This window comes from Lactonifactor longoviformis DSM 17459 (genome assembly GCF_900129135.1).
Taxonomy (GTDB): Bacteria; Bacillota; Clostridia; order Lachnospirales; family Lachnospiraceae; genus Lactonifactor; species Lactonifactor longoviformis.
The window spans coordinates 1-13,525 of the sequence record NZ_FQVI01000048.1 but is presented as its reverse complement, the minus strand read 5'-3'; the positions used below and the strand labels follow the sequence as shown (position 1 = coordinate 13,525).

The window sequence follows — 13,525 nt, the reverse complement described above, 5'->3', positions numbered from 1 at the left end:
TCGGTCTTCTAATTCCCGAAGGGAAGCGTATCCAGTGTCCATAAAGCCGAACAGGACTGTCTTTAGCATGTTGACCCGATTATATCCGGGCCGGCCCAGTTTATGTGAGGGCTCTGGCCTAAGATATCTTTCTATTCCAATCTCCTCCATGATTCTGTCAAATGCTAATACTGGATCACAGATATCCAGACAATCCGAAAAAAACAGTGGCAGCCTTCCCTGTTTTGCGGTATAATATTTCTCGGTATTATTGTTCATAGTAGATTAATTTTACCACAAAAAGAAGAACGCCTCCAGGTTTGTATACCTGAAAGCGTTCTTTTTTTACGGGACTTTTTTCACAGCCCCCCCTTTTGGGGATCGGCCTGTCCCAAATTAGAACACACCTGTCCCTAATTGCCATAAAATGTATAAAAGCCTTAATTTATGCAGATAGTATAACAGAATTGGCAAATAGAAGGGAGTTTTTGTTATGCTGCTGATTAACGGTAGAGTTTTAACTATGGCAGGAAAGGTCTGGGAGAATGGATATGTCCGTACGGAGGGAAAGGTGATCGCAGACATAGGAAGTATGGATACCATATGCGTGGATGACAGTGAGGAGGTAATTGACGCATGCGGCGGCTGGATTATGCCGGGCCTGATTGACGCTCATACCCACATCGGAATTACGGAGGAGCGCAAGGGAACCATTGGAGATGACTGTAATGAGATTACGGACCCCATTACTCCTCAGCTCAGGGGGCTGGATGCGGTGAATCCCATGGACTGTGCCTTTCACGATGCTATCCTGGCAGGAATCACTTCGGTTATGGCAGGCCCGGGAAGTGCAAATGTAGTGGGCGGCCAGTTTGTATTTATGAAAACTCACGGACGGTGTATTGATGAGATGAGCGTACTGGAGCCGGCTGCCATGAAAGTGGCATTCGGGGAAAATCCAAAGACCAATTATGGGGATCAGGGCCAGTCCCCTGCTACCCGGATGGCGATTGCAGCTATGCTCCGGGAGGAATTGTTTCGGGCAAAGCAGTACTGGGAAAAGAAGAAAAAGGGAAAGCTCTCAGAGAAGGATTTCCGCATGGAAGCCTGGATTCCGGTTCTGGAGAAGAAGATTCCGATGAAGGCCCATGCACACAGGGCGGATGATATTCTGACAGCAATCCGCATAGCCAGGGAATTTGATGTGGATATAACTCTGGATCACTGCACCGAGGGACATCTGATTGCCGAGGAGGTGGCAGCGTCTGGATTCCCCGCCATTGTGGGAACAGATCTTACCTCCCGCTCGAAGATAGAGGTAGAAAATATGAGCTTTAAAACCTGCGGGGTTTTGGAGAAGGCAGGAGTGATGGTTGCGGTCACAACCGATCACCCGGTAACGATTATCCGGTACCTCCCCCTGTGCGCGGGGATGGCTGTGCAGCAGGGAATGTCACTGGAGGGCGGTCTGAAGGCACTGACCATTCATCCCGCAAAAATCTGCCGTGCAGATGACCGGGTAGGCAGCCTGGAAGTGGGAAAAGACGCGGACATTGCGGTGTTTACAGGAAATCCCATGGAAGTATTTACTGAGACCATCTGCACAGTGATTGACGGGGAGACAGTATACCGCCGGGAGTAAACGTAATTTAAAATGGCAATTTTTTTCAGAAAATGGCGAAGTCTTACAGCAGGGGCTTCGCCTTTTTGTCAATGCATGCTATACTATACCAAAGCCAAAAAATTGGAAAATCTATGCCCGGGGAGAAATGTGTATGCTGCGTATGAGTACGGTCTGCGGGCATGGATGCAGAAACCGGAACAGACAATGATATAAATTATTGGGGAGGACTATGAACCGAAACGGAAAACCAGACAAATTCTTGCTGGACAATCAGGACTACAATTTCATAAAAAACGACAAACACTTAGGAAAACACGTGATCCTTCTGGGGCTTGCAGGCAGTTATTCCTACGGAACCAACAATGAGAACAGCGACATCGATATCCGGGGAATAGCCCTCAATCAAAAGTCCGACCTCATCGGCATGACAAACTTTGAGCAGTATGTGGATCAGAAAACAGATACGACTATTTACTCTTTTCGGAAAATAATCACCTTGCTTTTGAACTGCAATCCCAATACCATAGAGCTTCTGGGTCTAAATCCAGAGCATTACCTGTATCTGAACCAGATCGGAGAGGAGCTTCTCGCAAACCGCAGCCTGTTTCTGTCAAAAAGGGCAGTACATTCCTTCGGAGGTTATGCGGATGCCCAGCTCAGACGCCTGCAAAATGCGCTGGCCAGGGATTCCTATCCCCAGCAGGAGAAGGAACTGCATATCTTTCATTCTGTGAGAAATGCGATGCACGAGTTTCAGAGCCGGTACAGCAGCTTTGAAAACGGGAGTTTGAATCTCTATATTGATGTATCCGGGAATCCGCAGCTGGAGACGGAAATATTTGTTGACGCGGATCTCAGGCATTATCCCTTAAGGGATTATAAAAATATCTGGGCAGAGATGAATAACATTGTGAGAGATTATGATAAAATAGGGAAGAGAAACAGGAAAAAAGACGACAATCATCTGAATAAACATGCCATGCATTTAATCCGCCTCTTTTTGATGGCCATTGATATACTGGAGAAGGGCGAGATTCATACATATCGGGAACAGGAACGTCACCTGCTGTTATCCATCAGAAACGGGGAGTTTCAGAAGGAGGACGGCACCTTCCGCACGGAATTCTATGAGATGCTGACAGGCTATGAAAAAGCGCTGGAACGGGCAGCCCGGGAAACCGCCCTTCCGGATGAACCGGACAGGGAAGCTGTGGAGGCGTTTGTTATGCGGGTGAATCGAAAAGTAGTGACAGATGAGATATAAACGGAGGACAGATATGACAGAGAGAGAAAAGATGCTGGCAGGAGAAATATATGACTGTGGAGATACTGAACTATTGGAACAATGGCACAAAGCGAAAAATCTCGTTCGTGAGTATAATCAGACGGGTTCAGAGTGCTTGGCGGAAAAAGACAGGATTCTGAGTGAATTATTAGGGGGACGGGGAAAAAATCTTTGGATTACACCGCCATTTTATGCAGATTACGGGTGCAATATATCCTTCGGCAATAACTGTGAGGTCAATATGAACTGCACTTTCCTGGACGATAACAGTATTATCATAGGCAACAATGCGCTTATTGCACCTAATGTTCAAATCTATACCGCATATCATCCCACAAATGCCGCAGAGCGGTTCGGGGAGCTGTCGGAAAGCGGCGGGTTTGCATTCTGCAAGACCCAATCGGCACCGGTAATCATCGGGGATAATGTGTGGATTGGCGGCGGAGCGATTATTCTGCCCGGTGTGACCATTGGAAGTAACGTTGTGATAGGTGCGGGAAGTGTTGTGACAAGGGATATACCTTCAGATAAGATTGCGTATGGAAATCCCTGCAGAGTGATCAGGGATAATCTATAAACGCTGCGGCAGCCCTATAATTATAAGAAGTACAAGGAAAATATTCTCCTTTAACTGCAGCTTTTTCAGGAATTTTTATCCGGAAAGGCGGGGCAGCTGAAAGAGCCATTCTACTGACATATACGGATTCTCTCCTGCATACATTGTAAAAACAAGTTTTCCGGAGGACTTCCGTGAAAGAATATATTGAAGAACGTGCGGTGGACATCGCCAATTACATTATAGATTGTAATGCGACGGTGCGTCAGACTGCGAAGAAATTTGGGGTATCAAAGTCAACGGTACATAAAGATGTAACCGAACGCTTATTGCAGATCAATCCTACGCTTGCCAGGAAAGCAAGAAAAGTTCTGGATGTAAATAAGCAGGAGCGTCATATCCGTGGCGGAATGGCCACCAGAGAAAAATATTTGCATAAAGCCCCCTGATTGCCTTGCTGCACATAAGAACCTGCTTATCATGAATCAAACTGCCGCAGCCATATCCTATCAGAATGGCTGCGGCAGCATGCTTATAGCTTGTGGCACTGTTCAACATTAAGGACAAAGATGGTAGCCCCTCCCACGTCTACCGGAATCGAGGGTATCGCGGCATAGTTATAGCCGTTGGAGCTCTCCGGATATGGGGTTGGATAAGAAATCTGCTTTCTTTTTCCGCATTCCTCAGAAAAAATATCAAGCACCTGCTGTATCTGATCGTCCTGTACAACTGTAAAAAGAGTTGCATTTCTCTTTCGGAGAAAACCTCCGGTAGTAGAAACCTTGGTAACGGCAAAGCCGGCCTGGTTCAGGGCATACATAACGTTATTCACATCACTGGCACATACCACTGCATAAATCATTTTCATAGGACATCTCTCCTCTCCTGCCAATGGTTTCAAAAAGCTAACTTTCCGTATTATTATAAAACTTGACTCTCCCTTCCGTCAACGGTTAAGTTTTATAAAGAAAGCCCGGAAAATTATTCTCATCGCCCTATTGTAAGGCAAAGGGGATAGCAGTATAATGTGAGGGAAATGTTAAAAATGCGTTAAGATAAACATTTTTGAGGAGAGAAAAATGAATTACATGTTTAGCAACAAGGATCTGAAGAGGCTAATCCTTCCTCTGATCGTGGAACAGTTCCTCCAGTCCTTCGTGGGACTGGCCGATTCTATTATGGTAGCCAGCGTAGGTGAGGCTGCCGTATCCGGCGTATCTCTGGTAGATACGGTCATGATTCTGTTAATTAATATATTTGCCGCCCTTGCGACCGGCGGAGCTGTCGTAGCCGGACAGTTTATAGGCAAGAAGAAACAGGATATGGGCTGCCAGGCAACCAATCAGCTGATTTTATTTACGGCATCCTTTTCCCTGGTGATTATGGCCCTGGGTTATCTGTGCAGAGGATTTATTCTTCACGGTGTCTTCGGCAAAATCGAAGCCGAGGTTATGTACGATGCCAATATCTATCTGTTGATTGTATTTGCTTCCATCCCTTTTATCGCCCTGTATAATGCAGGCGCTGCCATCTTCCGCGCCATGGGAAATTCCAAAATGTCCATGCAGCTGTCCATGATTATGAATGCAATTAATCTGGGCGGGAATGCTATTCTTATCTACGGACTGCACAGAGGCGTGGAGGGAGTTGCCATCCCTACGCTTGCGTCCAGGGTCATTGCCTGTATCCTGATGATGATTATGCTGGCGGATCCCAGGAGAACCCTTCATATTGTAAGACCCTTCCGCATTCATATAGACAGAATGCTGCTGAAAAAGATTCTCTACATCGGTATCCCCAACGGCCTGGAAAACAGTATGTTTCAGCTGGGCAAGATTCTGGTGCTGAGTATCGTGGCAGGCTTCGGAACGTCGTCTATTGCCGCTAATGCAGTGTCCAATAATATCGCTATGTTTGCCATTCTGCCGGGCATGTCCGTGGGATTTGCGCTGCTTACCGTTATCTCACAGTGCGTGGGAGCGGGAGATTACCAGCAGGCAAAATATTACACCCGGAAGCTGATGAAGATCACCTATCTGGCCCTGATTGCCATTAATATACTGCTGATGCTGATCCTGCCTCTGATTATCCGCATCTACGGCCTGTCCCATGAGGCCAGCACCTATGCCTATAAAATCCTGATTTACCATTCGATCTGTGTGGTAACTATATGGCCCTTATCCTTCACGCTGCCCAATACACTGAGGGCTTCTAACGACGTAAGATACACTATGGTTCTGGCCATTATTTCTATGTGGGTCTTTCGGATTGGCTTCAGCTACATTCTTGGAGTGAACCTAAAGATGGGAGTATTCGGAGTGTGGGTGGCTATGACCATAGACTGGCTGTTCCGGTCCATTGCCTTTGTATGGCGGTATCTCAGAGGAAGGTGGCAATTGCAGAAAATATAAAATTTACCATTGTCAAGGAGGGAGAGCTCCTATATAATGAGGTACAGATCCATCGGCCGGATAGAGTTTGATGGAAAACTAACACACAGGAGGAATTATTTTGAAGAGAGAGACAGTCATAGTTCTGGACTTTGGCGGGCAGTATAATCAGCTTATTGCCAGACGCGTGCGTGAATGCAACGTATACTGCGAGATATTTTCTTATAAAACAGATATAGAAAAAATAAAAGAAATCCAGCCGAAAGGTATTATATTCACTGGCGGACCAAACAGCGTATATCTGGAGGACTCCCCTACCTACACCCGGGAGATTTTCCAGCTGGGAATCCCCGTTCTGGGCATCTGCTACGGCGCTCAGCTTATGATGCACCTGCTGGGAGGAGAAGTGGGAACCGCCCCGGTGAGAGAATATGGGAAAATTGAGGTTACGGTAGATCCTTCGGCTAAGCTTTTCAGGGAAGTATCCGAAAAGACGATCTGCTGGATGAGCCACAACGATTATATTGCAAAGGCAGCTCCCGGATTTGACATTATTGCCCATACGTCAGACTGTCCGGTGGCAGCTGTACAGAACACAGAAAAGAATCTGTACGCGGTTCAGTTCCACCCGGAAGTGCTCCACACCCAGGAAGGCAAAAAGATGCTTTCTAATTTCGTCTACCAGGTATGTGAATGCTCCGGAGACTGGAGAATGGATTCTTTCGTGGAAGAGAGCATCCAGGCAATCCGCCAAAAAGTAGGCAAAGGCAAAGTGCTCTGTGCTCTCTCCGGAGGCGTGGATTCCTCTGTGGCAGCAGTTATGCTGTCAAAAGCAGTGGGGAACCAGCTCACCTGTGTATTTGTGGACCACGGACTGCTCCGCAAAAACGAGGGAGACGAAGTAGAAGCTGTGTTCGGCCCTGAGGGAGCGTATAATCTGAACTTTATCCGTGTAAACGCCCAGGAGCGCTTTTATGAGAGATTAAAAGGCGTGGAGGAGCCGGAGAGTAAACGGAAGATTATTGGGGAAGAGTTCATCCGTGTGTTCGAAGAAGAAGCAAAGAAAATCGGTGCCGTGGACTTCCTGGTTCAGGGAACCATTTATCCCGATGTTGTGGAGAGCGGCGTAGGCGGAGAGTCTACAGTAATTAAATCTCATCACAACGTGGGAGGACTTCCTGACTATGTAGATTTCAAGGAGATTATAGAGCCTCTTCGGGACCTGTTCAAAGACGAGGTGCGAAAGGCCGGCCTGGAGCTTGGAATTCCGGAATATCTGGTATTTCGCCAGCCATTCCCCGGCCCGGGACTGGGGATCCGAATCATCGGAGAAGTAACAGCCGAGAAAGTAAAAATGGTTCAGGACGCGGATGCCATCTGGCGGGAAGAGATTGCAAATGCCGGGCTGGACAAGAAGATTGGACAGTATTTTGCCGCGATTACAAATATGCGGTCTGTGGGGGTCATGGGGGATGAGAGAACCTACGACTATGCAGTGGCCCTGCGGGCAGTTACAACTACAGACTTTATGACAGCAGAGAGCGCGGAGATTCCCTGGGAAGTGATTGGGAAGGCAACCAGCAGGATTGTGAATGAAGTGAAGCATATTAATAGGGTGCTTTATGACTGTACGGGGAAGCCGCCGGCGACGATTGAGTTTGAATAGTAAACAGGGAGCCGGGAAGCCGCTTAAACACTGGGTTTCCCGACTTGTCATATGCTCCGTGGTACTATTTTGGAACTAAAATTGCAATAAGTAAAAATGAATAAAGAGATAGAAATGTGCAGAAAGCCGTTTGTTCTTTTAATCGAGAGCAGGCGGCTTTTTTGCGTTCTATAATATATGGCTGCCTGCCAGAGCAAAAAGAAAGAGAGGAATTATTTATGAAGAAAACGAGAAAAGCCGCAAGTAATGTAAACAATGCTGTTAATCTGATCTCCGGAGCATATACATTGCCCCTGATCGACAAGCTGTTTTCCAACAGCCAGAGGATTGAGGATATGGATGATATTTATTTTTCCATAACTGCATTGGTGGATACAGACAGAACCAGCGAGGCGTTCCATATGATAAGAGGATTGTTTGGAATTGCCGGTATGAAATATCCGCAGGAGATCGTACAGTTGGAAAAATCGGAAGAACTGCAGGAATCTTTTGTGTCGGAATTTATTTTCGATTTTTATAACGTGATTGAGGATAAGAGGTTAGAAACAGAAGAGGAGGAATAAGCGGAAAGAAAAAACAGGATTACATGATCCAGAGCAGTCTGGAACAAAAACTGGAGATTGTGGCCAATTGGAAGATGTTGATAGATATTCAACATAGAATGGATGAGATCGAGACAGAACTAAAAAGAGTAGTATCCGCAGACGCAGTGGATATGGAAAAGCTGGCCGGACTGAAATCGCTAATTGAGTTGTTCCGGGCGGTAGAGGAATAAGTGAGTGACCGTATTGTGCAGAGGCATGGTACGGTCATTTGTTATGTGAAAATTGATGATATACATACCACAAATTGGACAAAAAAGCAATAGTAATCAACAAAAAAATGTGATAGAATTAACCAAGGTACAAAAGAGGAGGGAATTAGGCACGATGAATAGAGAAATCTATTTGAAGAACATAGCAGATAGCCTTGCGCTATTAAGTAAAGAGGTAACTGTAAGAAATGCCATTAACCTCTATGATATTAATATTGTTGCAGAAGATTTTTTCCCAGGGCTTTTAAATCTAATTTATGGATATGAATTAAGAAATATTAATCATTTGGAAAAAAATGCAGCAGCTATTGATCTTTTTGATCCTAAAAATAAGTTGTCAATTCAAGTGACATCAGATAATGATAGCAGCAAGATTAAACATACGATCAAAGAGTTTAAAGAGAAGGAATCTTATAAAATATATAATAGACTGATTATTTTGATATTAACCCATAAGAAAAATTATACAACAGACTTTGATACAGAAGGGAAATTTTCGTTTGATAAGAAAAAGGACATATGGGATGTAGAAAGTATTATTAAGGATGTCCGTAAGTTAGAAACCGAAAAACTAAAAGAAATTAATGATTATCTTTTAAATGAACTTAACGAGAAATATTATGCTGGACAAAGAACACAAGCTAATGAGATTGATACAATAATAGATTTAATAGAATATATTTCACAACACAGGGAAGTTAAAAAACTTCGAGAGACAGTAATTGATCCTGAATATAAAATCTTTAAAAGATTTCGTGAGTTTGCAGATAATATAATTTCAGAATACACAACATTACTAACTGTTTATGGTGAGGCAGTAGAGATAGTAAATGAAACATTAGGAATAGACGAGGCACAGGATATTATAATAATGCTCTATTTACAAGATATTAGTATGCAGATTTTACAAGAGGCTCAAAATGATCCTATTGTGGCTCTCAATAAATTAGTCGCATATTTTGAAGAGAAGTTGAGTATAAATGGCAAGAAATATGATAGAATGGCAATAAAATTCTATCTGGTTAACGAGATGATTAAATGTAGAGTATTTCCAAATGAAAGAGGTGAGTATAATGATGGCAAATAGTAATGCGCTGAAATCTTCTGCTATGTATATTGGTTATATTATACTCAAAGAGATTCAGAAACAAAATACAGATAAAGTATCTATTTTTGATGTTTCTAAAGCTTTGAAAAAGGCTGGGATTACAAGTAGTAGACAGTTGATACTCGGTCTTTCATTTTTATACTCTGTTAATATTGTCGATTTTGAGGAGGCGAATGTATGGATAAAGAAATAAATCGTATTCGTATTAATCGCCTATATTCAGAAAATAATTTTTTTGACGAAATTGTATTTCATGATGGGGTAAATCTCATTTTGGGCGAGAAATATGATAATAGTTCTGTGAAGGGCAGAAAGACAAATGGAGTTGGAAAATCTATGAGCATTGAGTTCCTAGATTTTTGTTTTTTAAGCGATTATGATAAATCAAGAATTGCCAAGATTCCAAAAGAAGTATTTGATGTGGAAGAATATGTAATGCTTGATTTAGATATAGGGGATGATGCAGTTACAATTAAGAGAAATAGAAAAGAAGCGGATAAGCCAATTATTATAAGGAATGGTAAAGCCGTATCCTTTGAAAAAATCCAAGATGCCAGAGAATATTTAACAGGACTTATATTTTCAAAATTAAATGGAAAACAAGTTCCAAGTTTTAGAAACTTATTCTCTATTTTAATGAGAGATGAAAGATCAGAATTTACAGATATTATTAAATGTCATGATTTGACTAAAAGGATTCCTGATGATTTAAGCGCACATTTATTTATGTTGGGATGTTCACTGGAGTCTTACCGCAATTCATTAGATACTATTAAGGAAATAGAAGGAACAACAAAGATAATATCAGAAAATAAGAAAGAATTAACACAAGGTGGACAAAAGAAAATATCCGATGTGAGAGCTGAATTAAACGCATTGGAAGATGAATTGCAGAAAATGGAAGACGCTATTGAAAGTTTTAAAACGAATGAGACTTTTGATTCTATGGAGGCAGAAATTGTAGAACTAGAGAATTTGTTAGATCAGTTGCGTAAACGTCAAAAGGCTTTAAGACATGACTATGAAAAGATAAGGAGAATGCCAAAACCAGAACAAGTAGATGAAAATGAAATTGAACTCGTTTATAACCAGTTTAAAAATGATTTAGGAAATGCTGTGGTAAAATCCTTAACTGAAGTGGTTGGTTTTAAAAACAAGATAGAAGAGTTTCAAAGGACATTGGTTAATCAAAAGGCTAGAGAGTTAGAAAACCAGTTAAAAGCTATTGCGGAACAGATAAGAATCTTAGATGATGAATATTCTGAAAAGTTGAAAGTCATAGATAAGAAAGGAGTGTTGAAAAACCTAAAGACTAGCTTAAAGATATATGAGACTAAGAAAGATGCACTCTCCCATACTAAATATTTATTTGATGAATATGAGAAAAATGATAAGAAGAAAAAAGTGTTAAAGTTACAAAAAACGCAGGCAATCATGAAGATTGATGAAGAAATTGAGAAAAATAGTGAAATTATACATAGTTTTATAAACACTATTTTAGAAATACATGAATCAATCATGGGAAATAAAGAATGCTCTTTCGATATACAAACAATTGATAATGCCAGGAGCAAAACACCTGTGGTATTAAATTTACGTATTTATGATGATGGAAGTCATAGCGTGGATAGGACTAAAGTATTTATTTATGATATGGCATTGTTGTTTAATCAATATACTAGGCAAAGACATCCGTTATTTTTAGTGCATGACAATATTTTCGATGTTGATCAAGATACTCTGGTTCAGTGTTTAAATTATGTTTATAAACAAGAGGAACAATTTCAAGATTTTCAATATATTCTTACGTTAAATAGGGATAAAATCGAAAACGAAGAACGAAGGAAATTGATAAAAATGGATATTGATGAACATCAGGTAGCAATATTTACGAAAGAAAGAAAGTTCTTAAAACGAAACTATCAGGAAAATTGATATTATGGTGGTGTGGAACTATTATGGTACTAAAATCTATGGGTACTCAAAATACCCCTAAAAAACAGTATAATATGGATACGAGAATTGTGAAAAATCCGCCAGAAATACCACGATTGCACAATGACTTTGAGGAGTTTGAATAGTCGGAGCTAAGCCGCAAAGCCCGTAAACACTAGGACTTTGCGGCTTTTCTCCTGTATCATTGCATTGCGATTGCATTTTTCTATTCAACCTCTCTGTGATAGACAGCCGTATGCTGATTACTTGTGTAGTCGGCTATGCTGTGAGAAGCAGAGGTGTAAGTAAGTACACCAGTTAATCTCTTGGCAACTTCAATGTTGGTGTTAGGATATAAGTGTCCGTAAGTACCTAACGTGGTTTGTATCTTTTCATGCCCCAGCCGTTCCTTAATCAGCAGGGGATTTTCGCCCATACTGATAAGCAGGGAAGCGTGGGAGTGTCTTAACGCATAAATTTTGATACGGTGTACTCCGGCAAGTCCAGCAAGTTTTTCCAATGCTCTTGGAAGTGTGTGCTTGCTAGTGAGAATACCGTTATAGCTTAGTACAAGGTTACAATTCTTCAATACCTTTTGCTGAACCTCACGCCATGCCTTTAATTCGTTTATAGTATATGCGTCAATGTAGATAGTACGGATACTCGCCTGTGTCTTTGGCTCAACAAACTTATAATCGTCCATTGATTTATAGTACAGTGTTTTGGTAATGCTTAATAGTCCTGTGTCAAAATCAATGTCAGACCATTCCAGAGCCGCCGCTTCTCCAATTCTCATTCCTGTCATAAACAGCAACCAGAAAGAAATAAAAAGGTAATGCTCGTAGTAATCTCCTCTGTAAAGCAGGGAATTGAAATTCTTCTAAAGTCCAGAAGTCCACCTTTGTTTTCTTGCTTTTGATGTTGCCAATCATTCGTGAGGGGTTCTTTTTTGCAATTCCCAATACAATAGCTCGGTCAAATGCGATTGAAAACATACCCTGCACAATTCGGATGTAGTTTGGACTAAATTCCTTTGCGAGCTTCAACTGCCAGTGCTGAACATGGATAGGCTCTATCTCGTTTGTTGCCATTTTGTAGAAGTAGGCAAAGTGCTTTTGAATGGTAGAGCGACGGTTTAGGTAAGTGCTTTCTTTTACCTGTGTTTTATTCCACGGAAGATAAGTGTCTTCGATAAAGGTCTGAAAAGAAATAGTTTCCTTTTTTTCTGTCAGTTCTTCGGTAGAAGTCAAAACCAGCTTGGAATACTCTTCTCTAGCTTCCTTTTTTGTTTTGAAGCCACTACGATATTTCTGAATCTGTTTTCCAGTAATCAAATTGTAACCTAAATTTGCTCTAAAGAAATAAGTTCCATTATCTGCTTTTTTAATCGGGTCTTTTGCCATGATTTCACTCCTTACTTGTATTACAAGAAGTACAATCAATCTTGTTTGCCGATAGTGTTATTCCTAACAGTTCTTCAATGGCTTCTCTGGGTACTCGGTCTAGCTTTCTTGAAAGGTAATAAGTATGCCCTTTGGAAACCATAAGTTTTTTTGCTTCCCTTATAATATCCGCCGCAAAAGAAGTTCCATAACCTAAAGCGATTAAGTCCTGCTTTGTTACGGTAATCATAATCCTCCTTTCCATAGACCAGATATGAAACCTCAATATCTGTCTATTATTGTATCGGCAATAAAAATAAACGGGGCTGTGAAAAAAGCCCCTTTTATAATACCATCGGCATAGTCGATGGTATTATATTATATTTAGATACCTTTTGGGAGTAAAAAAGGGCATAAAATCCCCCTCCCCACAGTTTACTGCTTTTTCTTTTTAGGCTGCTTTCTGTTGTCGCATCTGCTTATTATGATATTTATAAAGATTATGGCCTATGGAAACCAGAAATATCTCCATTCGCACTGATTCGATTCCTCTTCTTACGATTCTTTTATACCAGCGGTCATTTTTTATGATTCCAAATGTTCCCTCTGCCTGAATCGAACGGTTCATTCTTAACAGGGCTCCATGGATGCTTTCAAGGTTTTCTATCACTTCCTGGTACATGGCCGTCAATTCCCGGTTTACTCTGATGCTGCGGTTTTTCTCTGTCTTTTTACACTGCTCTGCATTTGGGCATCCGCTGCAGTCTTCGCAGATATAGATCTCTT

The 13,525-nt window shown here is 41.7% G+C and carries 17 protein-coding genes; 11 read left to right on the top strand and 6 right to left on the bottom strand.

Annotated elements, in window-relative coordinates; genetic code table 11:
* On the bottom strand, positions 1-258 hold a 258-nt coding region (locus BUA56_RS23505), incomplete at its 3' end, for a transposase (RefSeq protein WP_479724310.1).
* 214 nt (positions 259-472) lie between these two features.
* On the opposite strand from BUA56_RS23505, the gene BUA56_RS21610 reads away from it, so the two are divergent.
* From BUA56_RS21610 to spoIIID, 4 genes are all read left to right on the top strand, one after another.
* Entirely contained in the window at positions 473-1,621 is a 1,149-nt protein-coding gene (locus BUA56_RS21610; protein WP_072854833.1) for an amidohydrolase, read from the top strand.
* 211 nt (positions 1,622-1,832) lie between these two features.
* Positions 1,833-2,867: a nucleotidyltransferase domain-containing protein gene (locus tag BUA56_RS21600; RefSeq protein WP_072854831.1), complete on the top strand. Its 1,035-nt coding sequence runs from the start codon at positions 1,833-1,835 to the stop codon at positions 2,865-2,867.
* A 13-nt stretch (positions 2,868-2,880) separates the two neighbouring features.
* On the top strand, positions 2,881-3,465 hold the full coding sequence (locus BUA56_RS21595; protein WP_072854830.1) for a sugar O-acetyltransferase: 585 nt from the start codon (positions 2,881-2,883) through the stop codon (positions 3,463-3,465).
* A gap of 173 nt (positions 3,466-3,638) precedes the next feature.
* Positions 3,639-3,893 carry a sporulation transcriptional regulator SpoIIID gene (gene spoIIID / locus BUA56_RS21590; RefSeq protein ID WP_072854829.1) on the top strand — a complete coding sequence of 85 codons (255 nt, stop codon included), beginning with the start codon at positions 3,639-3,641 and terminating at the stop codon, positions 3,891-3,893.
* 83 nt (positions 3,894-3,976) lie between these two features.
* Here spoIIID and BUA56_RS21585 read toward each other — a convergent pair whose 3' ends face one another.
* The gene (locus BUA56_RS21585) at positions 3,977-4,312 is read right to left on the bottom strand and encodes a cyclic-di-AMP receptor (protein ID WP_072854828.1); all 336 of its coding nucleotides are present in this window, start codon (positions 4,310-4,312) and stop codon (positions 3,977-3,979) included.
* 220 nt (positions 4,313-4,532) lie between these two features.
* Between BUA56_RS21585 and BUA56_RS21580 the strand changes: the two genes are divergently transcribed.
* From BUA56_RS21580 to BUA56_RS21550, 7 genes are all read left to right on the top strand, one after another.
* Positions 4,533-5,855: an MATE family efflux transporter gene (locus BUA56_RS21580; protein ID WP_423241209.1), complete on the top strand. Its 1,323-nt coding sequence runs from the start codon at positions 4,533-4,535 to the stop codon at positions 5,853-5,855.
* A 100-nt stretch (positions 5,856-5,955) separates the two neighbouring features.
* The gene (gene guaA / locus BUA56_RS21575) at positions 5,956-7,500 is read left to right on the top strand and encodes a glutamine-hydrolyzing GMP synthase (RefSeq protein ID WP_072854826.1); all 1,545 of its coding nucleotides are present in this window, start codon (positions 5,956-5,958) and stop codon (positions 7,498-7,500) included.
* Positions 7,501-7,718: 218 nt separating this feature from the next.
* Positions 7,719-8,063: a hypothetical protein gene (locus tag BUA56_RS21570; protein ID WP_139249520.1), complete on the top strand. Its 345-nt coding sequence runs from the start codon at positions 7,719-7,721 to the stop codon at positions 8,061-8,063.
* 23 nt (positions 8,064-8,086) lie between these two features.
* Positions 8,087-8,275, top strand: a complete 189-nt coding sequence (locus BUA56_RS21565) for a hypothetical protein (protein ID WP_072854824.1) — start codon at positions 8,087-8,089, stop codon at positions 8,273-8,275.
* Positions 8,276-8,429: 154 nt separating this feature from the next.
* Entirely contained in the window at positions 8,430-9,401 is a 972-nt protein-coding gene (locus tag BUA56_RS21560) for an SMEK domain-containing protein (RefSeq protein ID WP_072854823.1), read from the top strand.
* Positions 9,388-9,615 (top strand): ABC-three component system middle component 6, encoded by a 228-nt coding sequence (locus tag BUA56_RS21555; RefSeq protein WP_242946852.1) that lies wholly within the window; start codon positions 9,388-9,390, stop codon positions 9,613-9,615. Before BUA56_RS21560 ends, BUA56_RS21555 begins: the two co-directional genes overlap by 14 nt.
* Positions 9,600-11,357, top strand: coding sequence for a DUF2326 domain-containing protein (locus tag BUA56_RS21550; RefSeq protein ID WP_072854822.1), 1,758 nt, complete (start codon positions 9,600-9,602; stop codon positions 11,355-11,357). The genes BUA56_RS21555 and BUA56_RS21550 overlap by 16 nt, the downstream gene beginning before the upstream one ends.
* Positions 11,358-11,583: 226 nt before the next feature.
* Here BUA56_RS21550 and BUA56_RS24135 read toward each other — a convergent pair whose 3' ends face one another.
* The 4 genes from BUA56_RS24135 to BUA56_RS21535 all read right to left on the bottom strand — a co-directional run.
* Positions 11,584-12,162 carry a site-specific integrase gene (locus BUA56_RS24135; RefSeq protein ID WP_479724309.1) on the bottom strand — a complete coding sequence of 193 codons (579 nt, stop codon included), beginning with the start codon at positions 12,160-12,162 and terminating at the stop codon, positions 11,584-11,586.
* Entirely contained in the window at positions 12,116-12,760 is a 645-nt protein-coding gene (locus tag BUA56_RS24130) for an Arm DNA-binding domain-containing protein (RefSeq protein WP_479724308.1), read from the bottom strand. The genes BUA56_RS24135 and BUA56_RS24130 overlap by 47 nt, the downstream gene beginning before the upstream one ends.
* A gap of 4 nt (positions 12,761-12,764) precedes the next feature.
* Entirely contained in the window at positions 12,765-12,989 is a 225-nt protein-coding gene (locus BUA56_RS21540) for a DUF3173 domain-containing protein (protein WP_072854821.1), read from the bottom strand.
* Positions 12,990-13,190: 201 nt separating this feature from the next.
* Positions 13,191-13,525 (bottom strand): transposase (locus tag BUA56_RS21535; protein WP_207650961.1); only part of this gene is annotated, 335 nt, incomplete at its 5' end.

What these genes read in the sequence shown, in the direction of transcription:
- BUA56_RS21570 (WP_139249520.1), top strand. Translation starts at nt 7,719, where the DNA reads ATGAAGAAAACGAGAAAAGCCGCAAGTAATGTAAACAATGCTGTTAAT.
- BUA56_RS21555 (WP_242946852.1), top strand. Translation starts at nt 9,388, where the DNA reads ATGATGGCAAATAGTAATGCGCTGAAATCTTCTGCTATGTATATTGGT.
- BUA56_RS24135 (WP_479724309.1), bottom strand. Translation starts at nt 12,162, where the DNA reads ATGACAGGAATGAGAATTGGAGAAGCGGCGGCTCTGGAATGGTCTGAC.
- BUA56_RS21565 (WP_072854824.1), top strand. Translation starts at nt 8,087, where the DNA reads ATGATCCAGAGCAGTCTGGAACAAAAACTGGAGATTGTGGCCAATTGG.
- BUA56_RS21610 (WP_072854833.1), top strand. Translation starts at nt 473, where the DNA reads ATGCTGCTGATTAACGGTAGAGTTTTAACTATGGCAGGAAAGGTCTGG.
- BUA56_RS21580 (WP_423241209.1), top strand. Translation starts at nt 4,533, where the DNA reads ATGTTTAGCAACAAGGATCTGAAGAGGCTAATCCTTCCTCTGATCGTG.
- BUA56_RS21560 (WP_072854823.1), top strand. Translation starts at nt 8,430, where the DNA reads ATGAATAGAGAAATCTATTTGAAGAACATAGCAGATAGCCTTGCGCTA.
- BUA56_RS21585 (WP_072854828.1), bottom strand. Translation starts at nt 4,312, where the DNA reads ATGAAAATGATTTATGCAGTGGTATGTGCCAGTGATGTGAATAACGTT.
- BUA56_RS21550 (WP_072854822.1), top strand. Translation starts at nt 9,600, where the DNA reads ATGGATAAAGAAATAAATCGTATTCGTATTAATCGCCTATATTCAGAA.
- BUA56_RS21540 (WP_072854821.1), bottom strand. Translation starts at nt 12,989, where the DNA reads ATGATTACCGTAACAAAGCAGGACTTAATCGCTTTAGGTTATGGAACT.
- BUA56_RS24130 (WP_479724308.1), bottom strand. Translation starts at nt 12,760, where the DNA reads ATGGCAAAAGACCCGATTAAAAAAGCAGATAATGGAACTTATTTCTTT.
- BUA56_RS21600 (WP_072854831.1), top strand. Translation starts at nt 1,833, where the DNA reads ATGAACCGAAACGGAAAACCAGACAAATTCTTGCTGGACAATCAGGAC.
- BUA56_RS21595 (WP_072854830.1), top strand. Translation starts at nt 2,881, where the DNA reads ATGACAGAGAGAGAAAAGATGCTGGCAGGAGAAATATATGACTGTGGA.